Origin of the sequence: Allobosea sp. MMO-172, assembly GCF_037147855.1 — a bacterium.
Taxonomy (GTDB): Bacteria; Pseudomonadota; Alphaproteobacteria; order Rhizobiales; family Beijerinckiaceae; genus Allobosea.
In genome coordinates, this window is the sequence record NZ_JBBCUM010000019.1 from 1 (window position 1) to 21,876 (window position 21,876).

The window sequence follows — 21,876 nt, forward strand, 5'->3', positions numbered from 1 at the left end:
CTGGGCGTCCGAGAACTTCGAATCCTTCATCGTCTTCCGCTCCTCCCAGCCCAAGGGAAACGACGCGGAAAACTCTAACCCAAAGCGGTCCAGTTTTAAGGGCTCAGATCAGTCGATCAGGCAGCAGTGATCTACCAGCGAACCAATGCGGCCTATGGCAAGTTGATTGCCTACGTCGCCTGTGCCGGCCCGGCCGACGACAAAGCGATCCTCACAGCGCTCGGGCATATGCTGCCGGACTACATGGTCCCGCGCGCCTGATCATCGTGCCGGAACTGCCGAAGAACGCCAACGGCAAGGTCGACCGGCGGCACCTGCTCGCTCTGCAGTCGGCCTGAAGGCGCGGCCCGAACCGGCCCGCCTCAGTTACCTGGGGCGGATGGGCCGCGGCGACCGATCCACTCGGGCGCATCGTCGCCGAGATTCATCATCAGGTCGATGATCGAGACGGCCGGCTCGAACTTTCCCCATAGTTGGGGGTAGGGTTCCTGCAATCCATAGTCCATCCACTCAACAGAGATGCTCTGCGTCGCGAAAGCCGTCTCGTCCATGTATCCACGCGCCGCCGGCCCCGTGACGTAGCGCTCCGCCCCCACGGCCACCGCGAGCCGCACCAGACGCTGCGTCGGATCGAGGCTGGAGAGCACGTCGCGGCCCAACAGGTCGGTGTCACGCCGAACCACCACGTCCACGCCAAGCCGAGCGAGAAAGGACTGCGTGAGGAGGACGTTGAACGCGCTGAGCCGCCCCATCTCTCGCGCCGCCAGGAACTGTGCCTCGAGCCAGGGCATGACATCGTCAAAGTGCTTTGCCTTGCGATAGGCATGCCTGAGCGTCTCGAGATGGCGATCGATCCACGCCGTACCGTCGATCAGAACCTCGTCGATCGCCGTCTCGCGGTGGTTGCCGGGTCGCACCGGAATCGTCAGCCAGGCGAGACCGTCTTTCGTCTTGATCCGATTCCGGTTGCGCCAGTCCCGCCTCGTGTACTGGACGCTGTCGAGCACCACCCAACAGTCGGCGCGGCCGAGCATTTCGAACCAGCCGCGCCACGGGACATAGTTCGACTGCGTCACGACCACGGTTCTCGCCGGGACGCCGTCTCCGCCGCTGGCTGTCACGCGGTCACAGCCCGCAGCTGCCGTGTCACCGCCTCGGCGACCTGGAAGGCCATTTCGCCCATCTCGATGAAAAGCGGCAGGCGCACAAGTCGCTCGCCAGCGATGTCGGTCTGTGTCATGGCCGAGGCTACCCGCCCAAAGCGGCGCCCGGCGGGAGCGGAATGCAGTGGCACATAATGGAACGGCGCGGTGATGCCTTCCTGCCGCAAGAGCGCTATCAGTTCGGTGCGGCTGCGCATGTCAGGCATAACCAGGTAGTAAATGTGGCCGTTATGCGTGCAGTGCGAGGGCACGCTAGGCAACTTGATTCCCGAATTGTGGAAAGGCCTGAGCGCCTCGTCGTAGACCTGCCAGCTCATTAGCCGGTCGGCCATGGTGCGCGATGCATGCTCGAGTTGGGCAAACAAGAAAGCCGCTATCAATTCCCCCGGGAGAAAGGACGAACCGATGTCAACCCAGGTGTACTTGTCGACTTGGCCGCGAAAGAACCGCTTCCGGTTCGTGCCCTTCTCGCGAATGATTTCTGCCCGTTCGACGTGATCCATCTTCGGCAGAAGGATTGCGCCGCCTTCGCCGGAGATAACGCTTTTGGTCTCGTGAAAGGAAAGCGCCGCGAGGTCGCCGAGATTTCCGGCGGCGCGGCCGTGATAGGTCGAGCCGAGCGCCTGAGCCGCGTCCTCAACCACCAGAAGATCGTGTTTCTGCGCGATCGCATTGATTGCATCCATTTCGGCGGGTACGCCCGCGTAGTGCACGGGCCAGATCGCCTTGGTACGTTCGGTCACTGCCGCCTCGACGAGGGTCTCATCGAGGTTGAGCGTGTCAGCGCGGACATCGACGAACACAGGAATCCCGCCACGTAGCACGACGGCGTTAGCGGTCGACACGAAGGTGAACGAGGGCATGATCACCTCGTCGCCTGGCCCAATCTTGCACAGTATGGCGGCCATCTCGAGAGCAGCCGTACAGGAATGCGTCAGAAGCGCCGAGTGGACGCCAGTTATTTCGGCCAGCATCTGCTGGCAGCGTTCCGTAAAATGGCCATCGCCAGCCAGTTGCCTGCGGCTCACTGCTTCCTTGATGTAGTCCAACTCACGCCCGAGTATGCGAGGCTGGTTGAACGGAATGAGGTTGTGACTGCTCATGTCGCTCTGTCGGGATGCTAGCCGCAACAGACGCGACCTCCACTCAGCGATTGCCACAGGAGGGGTAATGACGCAAGAGCACAGGTTATGGGCGCAATGCGCGCGAATGGGCTACGCAACACGATGACACGTCAGTTCGCGCTACTCGCGCTTGCTTTTGCCTGCATCAGCATGATCTGCTCACAGCTGCTGATCAAGGCGCGCTTCACCGTGCTCGATATAGCCGGGCAGCTGGCGGCCGATCCTCTCGGCGCGGCCTGGACGGTTCTGCGCGATGTGCCGTTGCTGGTAGGCTTCGCTCTGCTTGTGACTGGGGCGGCGCTCTGGTATTCCGCTATGACTCGGCTGCCGCTTGGGTTCATGATGCCGCTCGCCGCGATGATCATGCCGATGGTCGTTGTCGGGGCAGCGCTGTTCCTCGGAGAACCTTTGTCGGCGCAGAAGGCTGCTGCGATCGCCGTCATCACCGCGGGGACGATCTGGCTGGGCTTGCTGCATCAAACTTAGTTGAGAACTTGGTTTCTCGCAAAGCGCGCGCGGTGGCTATGTCTCTTAATGATTTCACAGCGATGCACAGCACGCGCGAGCTCAAGCCATAAAGTGACGCACCTGCTGCACGGTGCTCTTCACAGCGACGTAATGAATGTTTGACCGCAGAACAGCTTCCGCGATCGCAACCGCATCGCTCTTCTGCCGCTTGACGAAGGGCATCACATAGATCGGCGGGCTCAACCGGACGTCATGCCGGCCTTGCGCCACGCGACTCCAGTCGTGGCTTGTCGCACAGGCCTCCATAGCCACGATACAAGGGGCCTGCGACCGCAGCATCTGCATCAGCTTCGCGCGCAACACCGTGAGGTTGCATAGAACCGCTCAGCCTCGAGCCGTCGCGCAAACCGGGAAGCTTCGCTTGGCGAGATCAATCGCCAGAACATGGACGTCGGACATGGGCCCTCCTTCCAACGCCTCGTTGGCGCTCACAGGCACCTTACGATGCAGGCCGGAGGGGGCATCTACCCCATGGGTTCACCTTTCTTGGAAGCGAGATTAGCGCCCCGACTCACGCGACATTCGACTGGACTTCGCGGGCACGCACGCATTGCTGTCGATGCCGACGCGGAGACATCGCGGCGAACTTATGAGCTGACCCTGCGGGCGTTGCGCTAAGGCGGGGTCGCGGTGGTGCGGGGATGATCCCGTATCGATCGCCAGGAGATCGCCATGACACGCCGACGCCGCAAGGCTGACACCGCTCCTGCCACCGCCCAACCGCCCCAGCCCGAAGCTAACTGTGCGGTAGCGTCCGGGTCGCCTTTGCCGCCCCGTCCCGACAGCAAGCTCGGCATCGTGCTGAGCCTGCTGCAGGCCGCCGAGGGGGGCCAGCCTCGCCAGGCTCTTCGCGGTGACAGACTGGCAGCCTCACACGATCGGGGCCGCGCTGACCGGCCTGCGCAAGCGCGGCTTTGTGATCGCGACTGAGAAGGCCGCCTCGCTCGCCAATCGAGCGCGATGCCGAGGTCGCGGAGTTCCTGCGCGCCATCCTTCCGACGCGGACCTATTCCGAGGCCGTTGCGGAGGGCGGCGCGCGCTTCGGGCTTTCAAGAACGCCATCGCGCTCGGCCGTGCACAAGTATGCTGTGCGTCTGGCGCGAAGAGAGGCCGGCGGGGCGTAACTCCCGCGCGCCACAGGGGCAGCTGTGCGTATGCTCGGCCGCCGCGACTATAACGCTGCTTGAAATGAGGTTGAAGCGGTCGGAGGGACACTAACCCCTCTCGGCTCATGACCGGCAAAGCTGGCTCGACCGCAAGGGAACGTTAGCAGGAAAGAGGAGCGGTCGGAAGGTCGGCACCCCTTCTCGGTACAGGGCCGGTTATCCATGGCTCGACCGCAGCCCCTTGTACCATGGCTGGATTCGGCAGGCCATATTCCGCGAGGTTCCGTTTAATTCCGGATAATCCCGCGTTACTTCGCCAGATACCTCCCAACTACGACAGATATCTATGGGGTATCCAGTGTCAGGAGCTGTCACGAGAGGCATGGGCGCGGTCATATCCGGCGCCCGGTCGGAGGCGCCGGCAGCTTCAGCCCTCATCCTGAGGAGCAAGCCGAAGGCTTGCGTCTCGAAGGATGCTCCAGATATCTCCGGAGTCTCCTGAAACATCCTTCGAGACGCCGCTACGCGGCTCCTCAGGATGAGGGCTGAGGGAGTTTACAATGGACCTTCAGCCCATCGCCGCCTTCACCGTCTCGACGAGCTGCTTCATCGTGAAGGGCTTGGGCAGGAAGTGGAATTCCTCGCCCTCGGGCAGGTTCTTGCGGAAGGCTTCCTCGGCATAGCCGGAGACGAAGACGACCTTGGTGTTCGGGTTGCGCTTGCGCAATTCGCCGAGCAGCGTCGGGCCGTCCATCTCGGGCATCACCACGTCGGAGACGACGAGGTCGATCTTGCCGTCGTTCTGCAGGAAGAGGTCGAGGGCCTCCACGCCGGAGGCCGCCTCGTGGACGGTATAGCCGCGCGAGACCAGCATGCGGGCGTTGAGCGCGCGCACCGCGTCCTCGTCCTCGACCAGCAGGATGACGCCGGCGCCGGTATGATCGGCGGCGAGCTTCTTCGGCGCTTCCTTGGCGGCGGCCTCGGCGGCGATCTCCTCCTGGCTCGGGACATGGCGCGGCAGGAATATCTGGAAGGCCGTGCCCTTGCCGATGGTCGAGTCGACGAAGACATAGCCGCCGGTCTGCTTGACGATGCCGTAGACCATGGAGAGGCCGAGACCGGTGCCCTTGCCGACCTCCTTGGTGGTGAAGAAGGGCTCGAAGATCTTGTCGAGATGCTCCTGCGGGATGCCGGTGCCGGTGTCCTCGACCTCCAGCAGCACATAGTCGTCGGTCGGCAGCGCCTCGTGGCCGAAGGAGGCACAGTCCTCGCGGGTGACGTTGCGGGTGCGGACCGCGAGCTTGCCGCCGTCCGGCATGGCGTCGCGGGCGTTGACGGCGAGATTGACGATCACCTGCTCGAGCTGTCCGAGATCGGCCTTGACCGGCCAGAGGTCGCGGCCCTGGCGGACGTCGAGCGTGACCTTGTCGGCGACGACGCGCTTCAACATCAGCGAGAGGTCGGAGAGCACCTCTCCAAGTTCCAGCACCTGCGGGCGCAGGGTCTGGCGGCGCGAGAAGGCGAGCAGCTGCCGCACCAGCGCCGCGGCGCGGTAGGCATTCTGCTTGATCTGCATGATGTCCGGGAAGGACGGATCGGTCGGCCGGTGGCTGGCGAGCAGGAACTCGGAGGCGTTGATGATGACCTGCAGCACGTTGTTGAAATCGTGCGCGATGCCGCCAGCGAGCTGGCCGACGGCCTGCATCTTGCCGGCCTGGTCCATGTTGTCGCGCAGCTTGCGCTCGGCCGTGGTCTCCAGCGCGTAGACGATGGCGCGCTCGCCGTCGCCGCCCTCGGTGCCGGCGACCGGGGTGAGGTAGAGCTTGGCCGAGCGGCCGTCCTCGCCGGCAAGCGCCAGATCGAGCGGGTTGCCGCCCGAGCGGCCGGCGACCACCTCGGCCAGCGCCTCGTTCAGGCCGCCGCCGGAGGCGACGAGGTCGTGGATGGTTTGCGGTCGCAGGCCTGCCGGGATCAGGCGGGCAAAGGCGGCATTGGAATGGAGGATCGCGCCGGCCTCGTCGACGGTCGCGATCGCCATCGGCGTCGAATGGAAGAAGCGCGCGAAGCGGACCTCGGCATCGCTGCCGCCATCGGCGCCGGCCTCGCCCGCCGTGCGGTTGAGCACGAGGGTGCGCGAGGGACCGGCGCGGCCGTCCTGGCCGAAGGCGACCTGATGGTGCAGGCGCACGGGCAGGGGCGCGCCGTTGCGTCGCTTCAGATCGACATCGAGCACCTCGACGCGGACATCGCCGGGCTGGCCGCGGATCGCCTGGATCAGGGCTGCGGCGGAGGGCGTGCAGACATCGTCGAGATGCAGGCCGCCGGAGCCGAAGCGGGCGAGGTCGAAATCGAGCCAGCCGGAGAGGGTGGCGTTGAGATAGGAGATTTCGCCATCGGCATCGATCGAGATGAAGCCGGCCGGGGCATGGTCGAGATAGTCGATCGCGTGCTGGAGCTCCTGAAAGGCGTTCTCCTGGCGCTCGCGCTCGGGCGTGATGTCGGAAACGGACCAGATCGTCGCGGTCGAGGCCTCGCGACGCACCGGCGAGACGCGGACGCGATACCAGCCGACTTCGCCGCGTCCGCTCAGGGCGGGCTCGAGGCGGACTTCCTCGACGAGGCGGCGGTGCTCGCGGGCGGCGGTGGCGAGTCGGTAGATCGCCTCGGAGACGTCGGCGCGGCCGGTCAGCAGGCGTCCGACCGGCTTCAGGTCGTTGGCTCCGGTCGCGCCCGCCAGCGCGAGATAGGCCTCGTTGGCATAGACGACTTCGTTCTCGCTCTCGGTGACGACGATGCCGTCATCGGCGCGGTCGACGATCGCCTTGGTCAGGTCGTTGCGGGAGGCGCGGCCGGAAAACTGCACCAGCCCGATGGCGAAGGCGAAGAGGCCGAAGACGCCGACGACCGAGAGCAGGGCGAGCAGCCCGAGGATCAGCGGCTGTGCCCATTCATTGGCGAGGAAGCCGAGCGCGATCGCCGCGCCGACGAGCAAAGCCGCGACGAACAGGATGATCCCGATATGGCCGGGCTTGTCCGAGCGATCGATCGTATTGGTCGCCGTGGTGCCGCTCATTGCGGTGGAGTCCGTTCCCTTGCGGCCGCGCGGAAACCCGGCGGCCAAGCTTCCTTCGCATCCATGCCGAGTTAGGCGCGGCGGCCCTTCAGGCGCAAGACGTATCCGATGACTTCGGCGACAGCCTGATAGTGTTCGACAGGAATTTCTTCGTCGATGTCGACCGTGGCGTAGAGCGCGCGCGCGAGCGGCGGGTTCTCGACGATCGGCACGCGGTGCTCGCCGGCGACCTCGCGGATCTTCAGGGCCATCGCGTCGACGCCCTTGGCGAGGCAGAGCGGGGCCGGCATGCCGGGCTCGTATTGCAGGGCGACGGCGAAGTGGGTCGGGTTGGTGATGATCACGGTCGCCTTGGGCACCGCCGCCATCATGCGCTTGCGGACGCGGCTGGCGCGGATCTGGCGCAGCTTCGCCTTGACCTCGGGATTGCCTTCCGAGTTCTTGAACTCGTCCTTCATCTCCTGCTTGGTCATCTTCTGGCGCTGGTACCAGGAGAAGCGCTGCCAGCCGAAATCGCCGATGGCGATGATGGCGAAGAGAGCGAGCACCGCGCCCATCAACTGGATCGCGAGCGAGAGCGCCGCCGGCATCAGCGCCTCGATGCCCATCTGGGCGAAGCCTTCGAGCCGGTCGTGCTGCGCCCAGAGCGTGTACCAGACGACGATGCCGATCAGCGCCGTCTTGGCGAGCCCCTTGGCGAAATTGACCCAGGCCTCCTTGCCGAAGAGCCGCTTGGCGCCGGCCATCGGCGAGATGCGGTCGAATTTCGGCATCAGCGGCTCGAAGGTCCAGAGCGGCTTGTGCTGGAGCATCGCGCCGGCAAGGCCGGCGCAGAGGATGAAGGCGAAGGGCAGGCCCAGCGCCATGAAGCCGGTGAGCACGCCGCGCTGCGTGACCTGCATGAAGGAGGCGCCGTCGGCGGGGACCTGATGCGCGTTCATCAGGAAGGAGCGCAAGGACAGCATCGCCTCGCGCGCCGACCAGCCGGCCGCGACCATCAGGGCCAGCGTGAAGCCGCAGAGCACGAAGAAGGTCCCGATCTCCTGCGATTTGGGGACGTCGCCTTTCTCCGTGGCTTCGTCCAGCTTTCGCTGGGTCGGGTCTTCTGTTCTGTCTTCGTTTTCTGTGTCCTCGGACATCGTGCTCCCCTCAGCCCGTGAACTGACGGAGGAAGGCGCCGAGATCGGCGATGAAGACGCTCATCATCACGCCGAGCACGACGAGCAGGACGAGCATGCCACCCATGATCGAGGCCGGCACGGCAAGGAAGAACACCTGCAGTTGCGGCATCATCCGCGCGAGCACGCCGAGGCCGAGGTTGAAGAGCAGGCCGAAGATCAGAAAGGGCGCGGAAATCTGGATGGCGAGCGCGAAGCCGCGCGCCGTCGAGCGGATCGCCAGCGCCATCGTGTCGGTCATGTCGACGGCGCCGCCCGGCGGCAGCAGGCGATAGCTTTCATGGATCGCGGCGATGGCGATGTGATGCAGGTCCGTGGTCAGGATCAGCGTGATGCCGAGCATCGTCAGGAAGTTGCCGATGGAGGGGTTCTGCATGCCGCCGGTCGGATCGACCGTCATGGCGAAGCCAAGCCCCATCGTCTGGGCGACGAGCGTGCCGGCGGTCTGCAGGCAGGCCATGACCAGCCGGGCGCAGAGCCCGATGACGAGGCCGACCAGCAATTCGCCGATCAGCAACGTGACGACGCCGGAGACATCGCCCGGCACGCGCAGCGAGGGCCGGGCGATCGGCACGATCATCAGGGCGATGAAGAAGGCGAGCGACAGCCGCGCCCGCGAAAAGATGAAGCGCTCGCCGATGCCGGGCATGAGCATGACGAGCGTGCCGACCCGCGCGAAGACGAGCACGAAAATAGCGCTGATCTCGGGCAGGATCGCGATCTGCATCGTGCCGCGGGCACCTTTGCACCAAGGACTTGCGCGCCAATGGTTGTACCGCGGAGCCGCGCCGGCCAAGGCCGGCAGCAGGCGCGACGGGCTCATCCGCCCGTGGCGATTCGGGCGGCGACTCGCCCCATATAACCTGCCAGCGCGTCTCCCATGAACGGAAGAAACAGCAGCAGCGCGGCAAAGACGGCGACGATCTTCGGCACGAAGACCAGCGTCTGCTCCTGGATCTGGGTCAGCGCCTGCACCAGCGAGACGATGAGGCCGACCGCGAGCGCGATCACCATCAACGGGCCGCCGACCTTGAGGAAGACGACGATGCCGTCACGGGCGATGTCGAGAATGGCTCCGGAAGTCATTGTATTCGTCCGATCCTCTGGCCGTCAGACCGGCATCCGCATGATTTCTTCGTACGCCGCGATGACGCGGTCACGCACGGCGACCAGCGTCTCGATCGCGGCCTCGCTCTCGGCCACAGCCGTCACGACATTGACGATATCGGCCCGGCCGCCGGCGACGCTCGCCGTCTGGGCATCGGCCTGGCGCCCGGCATTGGCGGTGGCGTCGAGCGCCTTGCCGAGCAGGGCGGAGAAATCCGGCCCGCCCGCTTCCGCGCCGCCCGTGGCGAGCGGCTTGCGCATCAGATTGCCGGCACCCATCCCCTGGATGGAGGCATAGGCGCCCGCAGCGAAACCCGGAGTGGCCATGGCTGTTCAGTCCCCTTCTGGAGCGTTGCGTATCAGGCGCGCAGGATGTCGATGGTGCGCTGGATCATCCGGCGCGTCGAAGAGATCAGGTTGAGATTGGCTTCGTAGCTGCGCTGGGCCTCGCGCATGTCGACCATCTCGACCAAGGAGTTCACGTTCGGCATCTGCACGTTGCCATTGGCGTCGGCAGCCGGGTTGCCGGGCTCGTGCTTGGTCTTGAAGGCGCTCGGATCGCGCTGGACCTTGCCGAGTGCGACGAGCTGGGCGTCGAGCGTGCGGTCCATATGGCGCTGGAAGGTCGGAACCTTGCGGCGATAGGGCTCGGCGCCGGCGCGTTCCGGGCCCGAATCGGCGTTGGCGATGTTCTCGGAGATGATGCGCATGCGCCCGGACTGGCTGCGCAGGCCGGAGGCGGCGACGGCGATGCTCTTGATCAGGTCCATGATCAGCGGCCTTTCCCGATCGCGATCTTCATCAGGCCGAGGCCCTTGCTGTAGAGCGAGGCGGCGAGCTGATAGTCGGACTGGTTCTGCGCGACCTTGAGCATCTCGTCCTCGAGATTGACCGCGTTGCCGTTGGGCGTGGTCTCGAAGCGCGGGGCGCCGGTGCCGTCAAAGCCGCCATTGGCGGTGTTCAGGCTCATGTGCCCGGCGCTGGTGCGGGCGACCGCTACGCCGGCGCGAGACGGATCGGCGCTCGGCGGCTTCAAGTCGACCGGGCGGAAGCCGGGGCTGTCGGCATTGGCGACGTTCTCGGCGAGAACCTTCTGGCGCGACTGCTGGTAGTGCATGCGCGTCTTCAGCGCCTGCATCAGGCCGCCACTGAGGCTGAATCCGTCGTTCGCCATGGCTCCAGCTCCCCGTTTGCGTAGCCGGCGCGATCGGTCTACCCGGCAAATCCTGCCGGGTGCATGGTTAATATCCGGTTAAAGGGGTGGGTTTTCGCGGGTGTGATTAACCACGCGTTCACCATGTTTCCCGATAGCGAAAGCGTTATGCTATACGCAAGGTGTTGAACCATGGACGGGATTTAGCGGCCGTCCGGGCCGTCGCGTAAGAGGCAGACCTTGCAGAGCTTGTTCGGATTGGAACTCACGACTCCTCAGAGGGCGATCGTCTCCATCGTCGTCGTTCTCGTGCTTTTGGCGTTGCTCGGGCTGGTCATGCGGCAGATCCGGGGCGGGCGCCTGCGGCTGCGCGGGCAGGCCGGCGGCCGCCAGCGCCAACCCCGGCTCGGCGTGGTCGATACCTACGACCTCGATCGCCAGCGCCAGCTCGTGCTGATCCGGCGCGACAATATCGAGCATCTGCTGATGATCGGCGGCGCTTCGGATGTCGTGGTCGAGACCAATATCCTGCGCAGCGGCAGCCGTGCCGCGCCGCCGACCTATGTCGACTCCGCCGCGGACCGGCCGCTGCCGCCGTTCGAGACGCTGGTTCCGCCCAGCGAGCCTGCGATGCGGGCAGGGGATGAGGCCCGCCGCGCCGGCCATGCGCCGGAAGGGCCGGAACTGCTGCCGCCCTTGCCGAGCCGTGCCGTTCCGGTCCAGACGGAGCCGCCGCTGACCGGCGCCGCCGCCACTGCCGCGACCGCAGGTGTCGCCGCCGCGCTTGGCGTGGCTGCAGCGGAGTCGGTTGCCGCGGCCGCCAAGCCAGTTGCGCCGCCGATGCCGGCGCCGCCTCTCACAACGGGGCCGGCGCCCAGCTTCGCCCGCGAGCATGCGCCGCAGCCCGCCGTCAGCGCCGGTGAGCTCGACGACATGACGCGCCAGCTCGAAGAGGCCCTGAAGCGCCCGTTCTCCGCCGTGCGTCCGGCCAATCTCGGCACTGATGCGGCTCCGGAGTTCTCTGCTCCGGCCGTGGAGCCGCCCGTCGTCGCCGAAAAGCTTGCCCCCGCGCCTGCCGTCGAGCAGAAGGCGCCGCCGATGAAGGCCGCGCCGGTCGTCGAGCCGCCGGTTCTCGAGCCCGAGATCGAGCCCGAGATCGTCGTGGCGCCGGCTCCGGTCGTGCCGCCGCGCCAGAAGCCGATCGCGAGCGATGTCGAGGCGGAGCTTGCCGCGGCGCTGGGACTGTCGCTGGATCGCCCGATCCAGAAGGCGCCGGAGCCCAAGCCGTTCGAGCCGAAGCCGGCCGAAGTGCATCACCCCGAACCGGCCCCGGTGCTTGAGGATGAACCGGCCGTCGAGGACGAGCCGGTCGTCGCGGCGGAAGAGACCGTCGTGATCGTCGAGGAGCCGGCCCCGGTCGAAGCTCCGAAGCCGCAGCCCGAGCCTGAAAAGCCGGCAGAGCCTGCCGCGAAGGAAATCGATCCCTTCTCGGTGGACGCGATCGAAGCCGAGTTCGCCCGGCTGCTCGGCCGCGACCCCAAGGCCAAGTCCTGAGGGCATAGCGCACGGCCTGAGCGCCTTCGGGCGGCAGGCCATCAACAGGATTGTCGGCTCTCCAGCCTTATGACGCCGCGCATCGGTTGCGCGGCGTTTTCGCGTGGCTAGCCTCGTCGGCGCCCGGTCGGTTGAGTCGGGCTGTGGCGGCGCGCGTGACATTCATCGGCGGACGAGCGAGACGGTTTAGAGGCGGGCGCGCGCTGGCGGCGGCCGCGCTGCTGCTCGTGCTCCAGACCGTGCCGGCGCTGCCGCAGACGCTCTCGCTCGATCTCGGGCAGGGCGGCGGCGTTGCGGAGCGGGCGCTTCAGCTCATCGCCGTCATCACGGTCCTGTCGCTGGCGCCGTCGATCCTGATCATGGTGACATCGTTCACGCGGATCGTGGTGGTGCTGTCGCTGCTGCGCTCGGCGCTCGGCACGCAGACCGCGCCGCCGAACGCCGTGATCCTCGGGCTCTCGCTGTTCCTGACCGGCTTCGTGATGGCGCCGACCCTGCGCGAGGCCTACACGACGGCCGTCCAGCCGCTGGTCGCCGGCCAGATCCAGCCGCAAGAGGCCTATAACCGCGGCGTCGTGCCCTTCAAGACCTTCATGCTCAGGCATGTCCGCGAGAAGGATCTCGCGCTGTTCCTCGATATGTCGCAGGGGCCGCGCCCGCAGACGCCGCAGGATATCGGGGTCGAGGTGCTGATCCCGGCCTTCATGATCTCGGAATTGCGCCGCGCTTTCGAAATCGGCTTCCTGCTGTTCGTGCCCTTCCTGATCATCGACCTCGTCGTGGCCTCGATCCTGATGTCGGTGGGCATGATGATGCTGCCGCCTGTGACGGTGGCCTTGCCGTTCAAGCTGATCTTCTTCGTGCTGGTCGATGGCTGGGGGCTGGTCGCCGGTTCGCTGGTGAAGAGCTATGGCAGCGGGTAAGGCCGGCGCGGCCTAGCGCTTCTTTGCGGCTTCATAGACCTGAGAGTGCTCGCGCTTACCGACTGCGACCACGACCACGGTGATCCGCTCGTCTTCGACACGATAGACCAGCCGGTAACCGGCGGCGCGCAGCTTGATCTTGTAGTGATCGGGCAGGCCATGCAGCGCATCGGCCGCTATTCTGGGATGCGCCAGCCGTTCCCCAAGCTTCTTCTTGAATTGCTCGCGCAGCGTCGCGCCAAGCTTGTCCCATTCCTTCCGCGCGGATGGCAGGAATTCGAGCCTATAGCTCATCGAGGCTGACCGGCTCGCCCTTTTCACCAGCTCGCGCTCGAATGATTTCGACGAGAAGCTGATCGTCGAGCGCATCCACCAGCGCTTCATAGGTGTCGGCCGGCACCATGTAGGCCATGACGCGATTATGGTTGAGGATCGCGACGGGACTGCCCCGCGCACCGTCCACGACGGCGGTCGGATTCTTCTTGAGATCGGAGACGCTGACGGCGATCTCGGCTTCGACACGCTGCATGGCTTCTCCTTAATCCGATCCTGAAATGAATACCAAATTCAGGTCTGAATTAAGGTCAATATAGCGTGTTGTCGTCGGCGTCGCCAGAGGCGCTCAGCCTACGACCACCCGGCCGCGCTGGATGCGCAGGCTGAGCGAGCCGTTCTTCAGCGCCAGGGCCTTCTCCCCGAAGACGCCGCGGCGCCAGCCCTGAAGGGCGGGCACCTCGGCGAGGTCGTCGGAAGCGATGGCGTCGAGATCGTCGCTGGAGGCGATGATCTTGGGCGCGACGCGCTCGGCATCGGCGACGGCCTTGAGCAGCACCTTGAGCAGGTCCAGCACGGCGGCATTGGTCGGCCGGCCGCGCTCGCGCTCCAGCCGGGGCAGGGTCTTGGGATCGAGAGCGGCGGCGCGCTCGATCGCAGCCAGGACCTCGGCGCCATTGCGTGAGCGCTCGAAGCCGTTGGGGACGGAGCGCAATTCGGCCAAGGCCTCGACCGAGCGCGGGCCACGCTGGACGATGTCCATCATGGCGTCGTCCTTGAGCACGCGCTGGCGCGGCACGTCGCGGGTCTGCGCCTCGCGCTCGCGCCAGGCGGCGATTTCCATCAGGTTCGGCAATTCGCGCGGCTTGCGGATGCGGCCCTTGAGACGCTGCCAGGCATTCTCGGGCTTGACCTCGTAGGTTGCCGGCGAGGTCAGCACGGACATTTCCTCGGCGACCCAGCTTTCGCGGCCGCTGGCATCGAGATCGGCCTTCAGGGCGAGATAGATGTCGCGCAGATGGGTCACGTCCGACTCGGCATAGGAGAGCTGCGCCTCCGTCAGCGGGCGGCGCGACCAGTCCGTGAAGCGCGAGGACTTGTCGATGCGGGCCTTGGCGAGGTCGTTGGCAAGCTGCTCATAGCCGACCGAGTCGCCATAGCCGCAGACCATGGCGGCGACCTGCGTGTCGAAAAGCGGGGTCGGCAGCACGCGCCCGAGCAGCCAGACGATTTCCAGATCCTGCCGCGCGGCGTGGAAGACCTTGACGACGTTCTCGTTGACCATCAGCGCGAAGAAGGGCGCGAGGTCGAGCTCCGGCGCCAGCGGATCGACCAGCACGGCCTCATCCGGCGAGGCAAGCTGGGTCAGGCACAGCTTGGGGTAATAGGTCGTCTCGCGCAGGAACTCGGTATCGACCGTGACGAACGGGTGGGTCGCGAGACGGTCACAGGCGGCGGAGAGCGCGGCGGTATCGGAAATCAGATGCATGATGTGGCCGTCTTAGCAGAGAGAGCCGCGGGATGTCGCGGGCGTTCTTGACATTTCGGGCGCGCGCGTGTGCTTAGCCGCAAGCTGCGGCTGGCGCGTTGTGCCGGCCTCCGACGCATTTCCGAAAGACACGCCCGTGACCCTGCATCGCTACCGTTCCCACACCTGCGGCGCGCTCCGTGACAGCGACATCGGCCAGAATGTCCGCCTCTCCGGCTGGTGCCATCGCATCCGCGACCATGGCGGCGTGCTCTTCATCGACCTGCGCGACCATTACGGCATGACGCAGGTCGTGGTGGACCCTGATTCGCCGGCCTTTGCCGATGCCGAGACGCTGCGTTCGGAATGGGTCGTGCGTATCGACGGCAAGGTCAAGGCTCGCCTCGCCGGCACCGAGAACGCCAACCTGCCGACCGGTGCGGTCGAGGTCTTTGCGACCGCGATCGAGGTGCTCGGTCCTTCGGCCGAATTGCCGCTGCCGGTCTTCGGCGATCTCGAATATCCCGAGGACACGCGCCTCAAGTACCGCTTCCTCGATCTGCGTCGCGAGAAGCTGCACAACAACATCATGCTGCGCACCAAGGTCATCGACTCGATGCGCCGCCGCATGAAGGATTCGGGCTTCTCCGAGTTCCAGACGCCGATCCTGACCGCGTCCTCGCCGGAAGGCGCGCGCGACTTCCTGGTGCCGAGCCGCCTGCATGCCGGAAAGTTCTACGCGCTGCCGCAGGCGCCGCAGCAGTACAAGCAGCTGCTGATGATGGCGGGCTTCGACCGCTACTTCCAGATCGCGCCCTGCTTCCGCGACGAGGATCCGCGCGCCGACCGCCTGCCGGGCGAGTTCTACCAGCTCGACGTCGAGATGAGCTTCGTCGAGCAGGAGGACGTGTTCGCGACGATGGAGCCGGTCATCACCGGCGTGTTCGAGGAGTTCGCCGAGGGCCGGAGCGTCCAGAAAAACTGGCCGCGCATTCCTTATGCCGAGGCGATCGCGAAATATGGCTCCGACAAGCCGGACCTGCGCAACCCGATCGAGATGCAGGACATTTCCGAGCATTTCCGCGGCTCGGGCTTCAAAGTCTTCGCGCGCATCCTCGAAGGCGAGAAGAACCGCGTCTGGGCGATCCCCGCGCCGGGCGGTGGTTCGCGTGCCTTCTGCGACCGGATGAACTCCTGGGCGCAGGGCGAGGGCCAGCCCGGCCTCGGCTACCTGATGGTCAAGGAAGACGGCGAGGGCCAGGGCCCGATCGCCAACAACATCGGGCCGGAGCGTGTCGCCGCCATCATCAAGCAGATGGGGCTGAAGGGCGGCGATGCCTGCTTCTTCGTCGCGGGCGACCCGGACAAGTTCTCCAAGTTCGCCGGCAGCGCCCGGAACAAGGTCGGCCAGGAGCTCAGCCTGATCGACGAAAACGCCTTCGCCTTTGCCTGGATCGTCGACTTCCCGATGTTCGAGTACAACGAGGACGAGAAGAAGGTCGATTTCTCGCATAACCCGTTCTCGATGCCGCAGGGCGGCCTGAAGGCGCTGACCGAGGAAGACCCGCTCTCGTTGAAGGCGTTCCAGTACGACATCGCCTGCAACGGCTTCGAGCTGGCCTCCGGTGGTATCCGCAACCACAAGCCGGAAGCGATGGTGAAGGCCTTCGAGATCGCCGGCTATGGCGAGGAGACGGTGATCGAGCGCTTCGGCGGCATGTATCGCGCGTTCCAGTATGGCGCCCCGCCGCATGGCGGCATGGCGGCCGGTGTGGACCGCATCATCATGCTGCTGGCGCGTGCCACCAACCTGCGCGAGGTCGCGCTGTTCCCGATGAACCAGCAGGCCGTCGATCTGCTGATGGGGGCTCCGGCCGAGGCGACGCCGAAGCAGCTGCGCGAGGCGCATCTGCGGATCAACGCTCCCGAGAAGAACGGCTGACCTCGATGGCCCTGCTGCCGATCGGGCGGGCGCTGCCGCTCGCCTGCCTTCTCGCGCCGCTGCTCGGCGCCTGCGTGGCCGCCGGCGACAGCAGCGCCGGACGCGCCTCGGCGCTGGCGACGACGGTGTCGCGCGCCACGACCTGCAAGGCGGGCTCGCCGCAGCGCTCGACGCTGGACCGTTTCCTTGCCGCCGAGAAGGCGAGGGGCGCCGACGAGCAGCAGATCGCGGCGGCGCGCGCCGCCTATATCGGCGTCTCCGAGGCCGAAATGGTCAATCAGGGCGTCAGGCCGCAGGCCTGCACGGCCGAGGAGCGGGCGGAGCTGAAGGCACGGATGGGCCGCATCCGGGCCGGAGAGTTCGACAAGCTCTGAGCCACCCGTGCTGCTATCGTCGATCCAGAAGCGAGCCGCCGTGGCGGCTCTATGCGCGACGCTCGCCGCCTGCACGGCGACCGGGCCGATGCCGGGCACGGTGGAATATGCCGCCGCCACCGTCTCGCGCGCCTATGATTGCGGCCTGCCGGTCGATCGCGGCCGGATCATCGCGCGGCTCGATCGACAGGAGCGGCAGCGCTTCGTCGCGGCCAATGCCGGCTATGCCGTGAAGTCCTACAAGGCGCCGCATCGCTGCGAGGCGAGCGAGCGCGAGCGGATCAGGGGCGAGGTCGGCGCGCTCGCACGCCGCTGAAATCGCTTGCTTCCGGCCTCCCGACATGGCCACAAGGCGGCAATGCCCGCCGCCGCCATCACCGCCATCGTCGTCAGCTATGACAGCGCCGAGGTCCTGCCCGCCTGCCTCGACGCGCTGGCCGGGGAGGGCGTACCTGCTGTCGTCGTCGACAATGCCAGCGGCGACGACAGCCGCGCCATCGCGGAGGCGAAGGGCGCGCGGGTGATCGCGAATGCCCGCAACGAGGGCTATGGCCGCGCCAACAATATCGGCGTCGCGGCGGCCGATACGCCCTATGTGCTGATCGTCAATCCCGATCTGGAGCTTGGGCGGGGAGCGGCTGCGGCGCTGCTCGCGGCGGCGGAGCGCTATCCCGATGCCGGGATGCTGGCGCCGCGCATCGTCGAGCCTTCGGGCCGCATCTTCCTGCAGCCCCGCTCGCTGCTGTCCCCGCCGCATCTCAACCGCTCGGGCATGATGGCGATCCCCGAGGGCGATGCCTGCCTTCCTTTTCTGTCGGGGGCTTGCCTGCTGATCCGGCGCGAGGTCTTCGTCGCGCTCGGCGGCTTCGATCCGGCGATCTTCCTGTTCTACGAGGATGATGATCTCTGCCGGCGCATGCGCGATGCCGGTCACGCGCTCGTCCATGTCCATGAAGCCGAGGCGCGCCATGGTCGTGGACGCTCGACCGCGCCCTCGCCGCAGCGGCGCTTCAAGGCGCGCTGGCATCTTGCCTGGTCCGAGCACTACATCGCCCGGAAATACGGGCTCGCCGGGCCGGGGCCGATCCGGATGCTGGAGAATATCGGCAAGGCGGCGGGCTACGGCCTTATGCTCAAGCGCGAGAAGATGTTCGCGCATGCGGGCTCGGCTGCCGGCGCGCGAGCCTGGCAGCGCGGCGAGACGGCGCTCGCCCATGAGGGGCTGGGGGAGATGCCATGAGCGGGCTCCGGTCCACGGTCGCGGCGGCGCTCGCCAATCCGCACAATAATTTCGGCCTGCTCCGGCTCGTCATGGCGCTCGCCGTCGTGGTGTCGCATGCCTTCAGCGTCACCGACGGGCGGGTGGAGCAGGAGCCCTGGTTCCAGACCACCGGCTTCACGCTGGGCGAGCATGCGGTAAACGGCTTCTTCGCGATCTCCGGCTTCCTGGTGACGATGAGCTTCGTGCGGCGCGGCTGGCGCGACTATGTCGTGGCGCGCCTGCTCAGGATCGCGCCGGGGCTGATCGCGGCGACGCTGATCGTCGCGCTTGTCCTCGGTGCGCTGATGACCACGCTCGACGTCTCAGCCTATTTCCGCGATCCGCGGCTGTGGCGCTTCATCTCGGGCACGCTCACCACCTTCAAAAGCGCGGCGGCCTTGCCGGGCGTGTTCGAGACCAATCCTTTGCCCTTCCCGCTGGGGACGGTGTGGACGCTGAAATACGAGACGCTCTGCTATCTCGGCGTGCTCGTCGCGGGGCTTGCGGGGATACTGGCGCGACCGCGTCTCGCGCTGGCGGCGCTATTGGCGCTGACGCTGGCCGTCATCCTGCGCGAGGTCATGGCGCCGCATGGTTCGAAGGGCACGGAGACGGCTTTGCGCCTGCCATTGATCTTCCTCGCCGGGGGCGTGGTCTATCTCTATCGCGAGAAGGTGCCGCTTTCGCTGCCGCTGCTGGCCGTTGCGCTGCTGGCACTGGTGCCGCTGTCCTTCACGCCGCTCTACAAGGCCGCGCTCTACCTCGTCTCCGCCTGGGGCGTCCTTGTGCTGGCGCTGGCGCCGGCCCTGACGCGGCGCTCGGTCGAACCGCCGGCCGACCTCTCCTACGGCGTCTATCTCTATGGCTGGCCGGTTCAGCAGGCGCTGCATGCGCTCTATCCGGCGCTCAGCGCAGTGACGCTGCTCTGGCCGTCGCTCGCGGCGACGCTCGTCGTGGCGGCGCTGTCCTGGTACCTGATCGAGAAACCGGCGCTCGGGCTCAAGCGCCGGCTGATGGGCGCTTCCTGAGCGCTTCCAGCAGGTCGTCGATCCGCTCGGAGAGTAGGAGCGGAATCAATGGCTCGATCTCGGCGCGCGGCCTGTTCCACCAGGCGGTTTCGAGGAGCGCCGCGATCCGGGCCTCGTCGAAGCGCAATCTGACAACGCGGGCCGGGTTGCCGGCAACGATCGCATAGGGCGGCACGTCGCGCGTGACCACGGCGCGCGCCGCGACCACGGCGCCGTGGCCGATGGTGACGCCGGACATGATCATGCATTGCGAGCCGAGCCAGACGTCGTGACCGATGACGACATCGCCGCGGGTGGCGTCATGGCCGGTCATTCCGGCGGTCTGCGGCCAGAGCCGGGGCAGGGCGGGGAAAGGATAGGTCGTCGCCCAGTCGAGGCGATGATTGCCGCCGAGCAGGATCTCGACCCCGTCCGCGATCGAGCCATAGCGCCCGATCGAGAGCCGCGCGCCGCTTTCGGGAAAGCGCACCTTCGGGCGGCCATAGGTGTAGGGACCGATCGTGAATTGCCCCGGCCGCCTCGCGACGAGCTTCGCAAGGTGCAGCCGGGTCTGGTTGTCGGGGTTCAGGCGCTTGCGCAGCCAGCCGCGAGGCACTTGCGGCAGGCCCGCCCACCAGGCCTCAAGGCCTGATGGGCGCCAGTCGCGGTCCTCGGGCGCTATCGCGCCCTGGTCGTCACTGTGCATCGGCCTTGAGGTCGATCTTCTCGAAGATCTCCGTCGGCTCCGTCATGGTGATGATATCGGCAAGGCCGAGGCCCGCAGCCGACCGGGAGCTGGCGGCGACGGTGAGGGTGCCGGGCTTGGCGACGAAGCGGGAGGCGGCCGCCGCCACGCTCTTGGCGCCGTCGGACGGGCCCAGGATCGCAGCGAGGCCGAGGCTCGCGACCATCGTGAACTGCTGGCGGACATCCTCGACCTTGCGCTTGGACTTGCGCGCCTCGTTCTCGATCAGCTTCTCGACCAGGCCGAAATTCTGCAGCTTGACCTGCAGGTTCCGGGCGGTGGCGCCGAGCGCGGCGACCTGCGCGAGGGCGAGGTCGCTGGCGAAGAGGTCCTTGGTGACGTTGCCGAGCGTGCCGGAGGCCTCGAACTGGGCCAGGCCGGCGCTGCCGAAGGAGAGCGTGCGGATCGCGATCTCGTTCTTGGCCGCTTCCCAGGCGAGGTCGAGCTTGGCCGAGAGGTCGAGCGAGCGGATGCCCATCGCGATCATGTCCTTGGCGGCCGGGTTGCCGGTGGCCTCGGAAACCGGGGTGACGAGGTTATTGATCGTCAGAGCCACGCTGGTCGGGATGCCGTTGAGCTGCTCGCCCGCCTTGATCTCGAAGGTGCCGAGCGAAATCTTGACCGGCTCCTTGCCGGTGATGATCGCAGGTGCGTCGATCGAAATGCCGGCGAGGCGGATCGTGCCGAGGGTCGGGATGAAGCGGCGGAAATCGACCTCGTCGATCGGCTTGTCCGGCTCGGCCAGCGCCGCGCGCAGCTCGCTGATGACGGAGCCGAAGGCGAAGCCGGAATAGGCGATCGAATCGACGCCGCCCTTCGCCTCGCCCGAGCGGAACTGGAAGCCTTCCATGGAGAAGCCGGATTTCGCCGGGGTGCTCTCGCCGAAGGCCATGCGGGCGATCCGCATGTCGACGGCCTCAGCCTTGGCGCCAGCCTTCGGCGGCGGGCTCACATTCATGACGAGGTCGCGCGCTTCGCCGCTGCCGTATTCGAACATGTCGAAGAGCGCGAGCACCGAGAGGCCGAGCTGCCGTTCGGCCTCGGTCTTCGCGGGCGACTTGTCGGCGGCGGCACCCTTCTTGTCGCCCTGCTTGCGCTCGACATCCTCGCTGGCCGCCGCGAGGCGGGACATCACCTCGAGCAGCGGCTCGGGGCCGACCTTGGCGGCGAAGCCGCGGGCGGTCGTGCGGCCGAGCGACATCTTGCCGGCCTTGCCCATGTCGAGGTTGTAGCCGTCCTGCTCGAAATTGCCGATGATCGGCAGCATCGCCTCGTTGCCGCCGGGTGCGGCCTTCTCGGTCAGCACGCGCGTGATCTGGCGCAGGTCGAGCGCGTCGAAGGCGGTGCGCTTCAGGTCGCCCTTCATCGGGCCGGTGGCGCCGCCATCGGCGGTGATGCTGGCGCTGGCCGATTCGCCGCGGCCGACCTTGCCCTCGCGGATATCGGTGAGGCGGATGTCGCGATAGGTCGTGGTCTGCTTCTGGTCGCCGACCGTCTGGACCAGGGAGAGCTCCGGCGCGCTGATCTCTGCAGCGTTCAGCTTGGCCGCCCGGCCGGAGGCCGATTCGCCGGCACCGGTGAACAGCGCCATGAACGCGTCCTTCTCCAGCGTCGAGCCCTTCACCGCAATCTTCGGCGCGTTGATCACCAGCTTGCCGAGGTCGATCTTGACGTTGTCGAGCTGGAAATCGGCGGCCCATGCCGAGGACGCGAAGGTCAGGAAGACGGCGGCCAGAGCCGTGCCGGCGAGATGCGTCGTCCGACGAGGGCGCGCAGCGATCATGGATATCTCCTAATTCCCGAAGTCCGGCGAAACTGCCGCAAGCGGATGACGAAAGAAAGCCGTCAGCCGGTGCTGTCTGGCATCCCGCATTCATATGATGACGAAAGGCTTGAC

Annotated in this window: 24 protein-coding genes and 1 pseudogene; 10 read left to right on the forward strand and 15 right to left on the reverse strand. The window is 66.6% G+C overall.

Features of this window, described 5'->3' with window-relative positions:
• Positions 1–126 precede the first annotated feature (126 nt).
• Positions 127–261, forward strand: a complete 135-nt coding sequence (locus tag WFK61_RS22470; RefSeq protein WP_336814294.1) for a hypothetical protein — start codon at positions 127–129, stop codon at positions 259–261.
• A gap of 101 nt (positions 262–362) precedes the next feature.
• Here WFK61_RS22470 and WFK61_RS22475 read toward each other — a convergent pair whose 3' ends face one another.
• Both WFK61_RS22475 and rffA read right to left on the reverse strand, forming a co-directional pair.
• Positions 363–1,082 carry a WbqC family protein gene (locus tag WFK61_RS22475; RefSeq protein ID WP_336814295.1) on the reverse strand — a complete coding sequence of 240 codons (720 nt, stop codon included), beginning with the start codon at positions 1,080–1,082 and terminating at the stop codon, positions 363–365.
• A gap of 35 nt (positions 1,083–1,117) precedes the next feature.
• Positions 1,118–2,266: a dTDP-4-amino-4,6-dideoxygalactose transaminase gene (rffA, locus tag WFK61_RS22480; RefSeq protein WP_336814296.1), complete on the reverse strand. Its 1,149-nt coding sequence runs from the start codon at positions 2,264–2,266 to the stop codon at positions 1,118–1,120.
• Between the two features lie 123 nt (positions 2,267–2,389).
• Between rffA and WFK61_RS22485 the strand changes: the two genes are divergently transcribed.
• The gene (locus WFK61_RS22485) at positions 2,390–2,773 is read left to right on the forward strand and encodes a hypothetical protein (RefSeq protein WP_336814297.1); all 384 of its coding nucleotides are present in this window, start codon (positions 2,390–2,392) and stop codon (positions 2,771–2,773) included.
• A gap of 81 nt (positions 2,774–2,854) precedes the next feature.
• On the opposite strand, the gene WFK61_RS22490 is transcribed toward WFK61_RS22485, so the two are convergent.
• Positions 2,855–3,118, reverse strand: coding sequence for a hypothetical protein (locus WFK61_RS22490; protein ID WP_336814298.1), 264 nt, complete (start codon positions 3,116–3,118; stop codon positions 2,855–2,857).
• A gap of 523 nt (positions 3,119–3,641) precedes the next feature.
• Here WFK61_RS22490 and WFK61_RS26155 point away from each other — a divergent pair.
• Positions 3,642–3,992, forward strand: a pseudogene (locus tag WFK61_RS26155) (DUF3489 domain-containing protein); the annotation flags it as partial.
• A gap of 497 nt (positions 3,993–4,489) precedes the next feature.
• Here the strand turns inward: WFK61_RS26155 and cckA are convergent.
• From cckA to flgB, 7 genes are all read right to left on the reverse strand, one after another.
• Positions 4,490–6,994 carry a cell cycle histidine kinase CckA gene (cckA, locus tag WFK61_RS22495; RefSeq protein WP_336814299.1) on the reverse strand — a complete coding sequence of 835 codons (2,505 nt, stop codon included), beginning with the start codon at positions 6,992–6,994 and terminating at the stop codon, positions 4,490–4,492.
• Between the two features lie 71 nt (positions 6,995–7,065).
• Complete coding sequence (gene flhB / locus WFK61_RS22500; protein ID WP_336814300.1) at positions 7,066–8,133, reverse strand: flagellar biosynthesis protein FlhB; 1,068 nt, start codon at positions 8,131–8,133, stop codon at positions 7,066–7,068.
• A 10-nt stretch (positions 8,134–8,143) separates the two neighbouring features.
• The gene (gene fliR, locus WFK61_RS22505) at positions 8,144–8,899 is read right to left on the reverse strand and encodes a flagellar biosynthetic protein FliR (RefSeq protein WP_336814301.1); all 756 of its coding nucleotides are present in this window, start codon (positions 8,897–8,899) and stop codon (positions 8,144–8,146) included.
• A gap of 92 nt (positions 8,900–8,991) precedes the next feature.
• Positions 8,992–9,258 (reverse strand): flagellar biosynthesis protein FliQ, encoded by a 267-nt coding sequence (gene fliQ / locus WFK61_RS22510; RefSeq protein ID WP_336814302.1) that lies wholly within the window; start codon positions 9,256–9,258, stop codon positions 8,992–8,994.
• A gap of 24 nt (positions 9,259–9,282) precedes the next feature.
• Positions 9,283–9,606, reverse strand: a complete 324-nt coding sequence (fliE, locus tag WFK61_RS22515; RefSeq protein ID WP_336814303.1) for a flagellar hook-basal body complex protein FliE — start codon at positions 9,604–9,606, stop codon at positions 9,283–9,285.
• A gap of 32 nt (positions 9,607–9,638) precedes the next feature.
• Entirely contained in the window at positions 9,639–10,049 is a 411-nt protein-coding gene (gene flgC, locus WFK61_RS22520; RefSeq protein WP_257732286.1) for a flagellar basal body rod protein FlgC, read from the reverse strand.
• 2 nt (positions 10,050–10,051) lie between these two features.
• Positions 10,052–10,453: a flagellar basal body rod protein FlgB gene (gene flgB / locus WFK61_RS22525; protein ID WP_336814304.1), complete on the reverse strand. Its 402-nt coding sequence runs from the start codon at positions 10,451–10,453 to the stop codon at positions 10,052–10,054.
• Between the two features lie 219 nt (positions 10,454–10,672).
• Here flgB and WFK61_RS22530 point away from each other — a divergent pair, with 219 nt between their 5' ends.
• Positions 10,673–11,986, forward strand: coding sequence for a hypothetical protein (locus tag WFK61_RS22530; RefSeq protein WP_336814305.1), 1,314 nt, complete (start codon positions 10,673–10,675; stop codon positions 11,984–11,986).
• A 155-nt stretch (positions 11,987–12,141) separates the two neighbouring features.
• Positions 12,142–12,909 carry a flagellar type III secretion system pore protein FliP gene (gene fliP / locus WFK61_RS22535; protein ID WP_442896358.1) on the forward strand — a complete coding sequence of 256 codons (768 nt, stop codon included), beginning with the start codon at positions 12,142–12,144 and terminating at the stop codon, positions 12,907–12,909.
• 12 nt (positions 12,910–12,921) lie between these two features.
• Here fliP and WFK61_RS22540 read toward each other — a convergent pair whose 3' ends face one another.
• The 3 genes from WFK61_RS22540 to rnd form a co-directional block, all read right to left on the reverse strand.
• On the reverse strand, positions 12,922–13,203 hold the full coding sequence (locus WFK61_RS22540; RefSeq protein ID WP_336814306.1) for a type II toxin-antitoxin system RelE family toxin: 282 nt from the start codon (positions 13,201–13,203) through the stop codon (positions 12,922–12,924).
• Positions 13,193–13,438 carry a type II toxin-antitoxin system Phd/YefM family antitoxin gene (locus WFK61_RS22545; protein ID WP_336814307.1) on the reverse strand — a complete coding sequence of 82 codons (246 nt, stop codon included), beginning with the start codon at positions 13,436–13,438 and terminating at the stop codon, positions 13,193–13,195. The genes WFK61_RS22540 and WFK61_RS22545 overlap by 11 nt, the downstream gene beginning before the upstream one ends.
• Before the next feature lie 93 nt (positions 13,439–13,531).
• Positions 13,532–14,671: a ribonuclease D gene (rnd, locus tag WFK61_RS22550; RefSeq protein ID WP_336814308.1), complete on the reverse strand. Its 1,140-nt coding sequence runs from the start codon at positions 14,669–14,671 to the stop codon at positions 13,532–13,534.
• A gap of 142 nt (positions 14,672–14,813) precedes the next feature.
• Here rnd and aspS point away from each other — a divergent pair, with 142 nt between their 5' ends.
• From aspS to WFK61_RS22575, 5 genes are read left to right on the forward strand one after another with little or no spacing between them, the layout of a single operon-like run.
• On the forward strand, positions 14,814–16,592 hold the full coding sequence (gene aspS, locus WFK61_RS22555) for an aspartate--tRNA ligase (RefSeq protein WP_336814384.1): 1,779 nt from the start codon (positions 14,814–14,816) through the stop codon (positions 16,590–16,592).
• A 5-nt stretch (positions 16,593–16,597) separates the two neighbouring features.
• A complete protein-coding gene (locus WFK61_RS22560) occupies positions 16,598–16,966 on the forward strand; it encodes a hypothetical protein (RefSeq protein WP_336814309.1) in 369 nt (122 codons plus the stop codon).
• 7 nt (positions 16,967–16,973) lie between these two features.
• Positions 16,974–17,282: a hypothetical protein gene (locus WFK61_RS22565; RefSeq protein WP_336814310.1), complete on the forward strand. Its 309-nt coding sequence runs from the start codon at positions 16,974–16,976 to the stop codon at positions 17,280–17,282.
• A gap of 42 nt (positions 17,283–17,324) precedes the next feature.
• Positions 17,325–18,206 carry a glycosyltransferase family 2 protein gene (locus tag WFK61_RS22570; protein WP_336814311.1) on the forward strand — a complete coding sequence of 294 codons (882 nt, stop codon included), beginning with the start codon at positions 17,325–17,327 and terminating at the stop codon, positions 18,204–18,206.
• Positions 18,203–19,255 (forward strand): acyltransferase family protein, encoded by a 1,053-nt coding sequence (locus tag WFK61_RS22575; RefSeq protein ID WP_336814312.1) that lies wholly within the window; start codon positions 18,203–18,205, stop codon positions 19,253–19,255. The genes WFK61_RS22570 and WFK61_RS22575 overlap by 4 nt, the downstream gene beginning before the upstream one ends.
• Here the strand turns inward: WFK61_RS22575 and WFK61_RS22580 are convergent.
• Positions 19,227–19,940: a CatB-related O-acetyltransferase gene (locus WFK61_RS22580; protein WP_336814313.1), complete on the reverse strand. Its 714-nt coding sequence runs from the start codon at positions 19,938–19,940 to the stop codon at positions 19,227–19,229. The two genes, WFK61_RS22575 and WFK61_RS22580, sit on opposite strands and share 29 nt — an antisense overlap.
• The gene (locus WFK61_RS22585) at positions 19,930–21,762 is read right to left on the reverse strand and encodes a hypothetical protein (RefSeq protein WP_336814314.1); all 1,833 of its coding nucleotides are present in this window, start codon (positions 21,760–21,762) and stop codon (positions 19,930–19,932) included. The genes WFK61_RS22580 and WFK61_RS22585 overlap by 11 nt, the downstream gene beginning before the upstream one ends.
• Positions 21,763–21,876 lie beyond the last annotated feature (114 nt).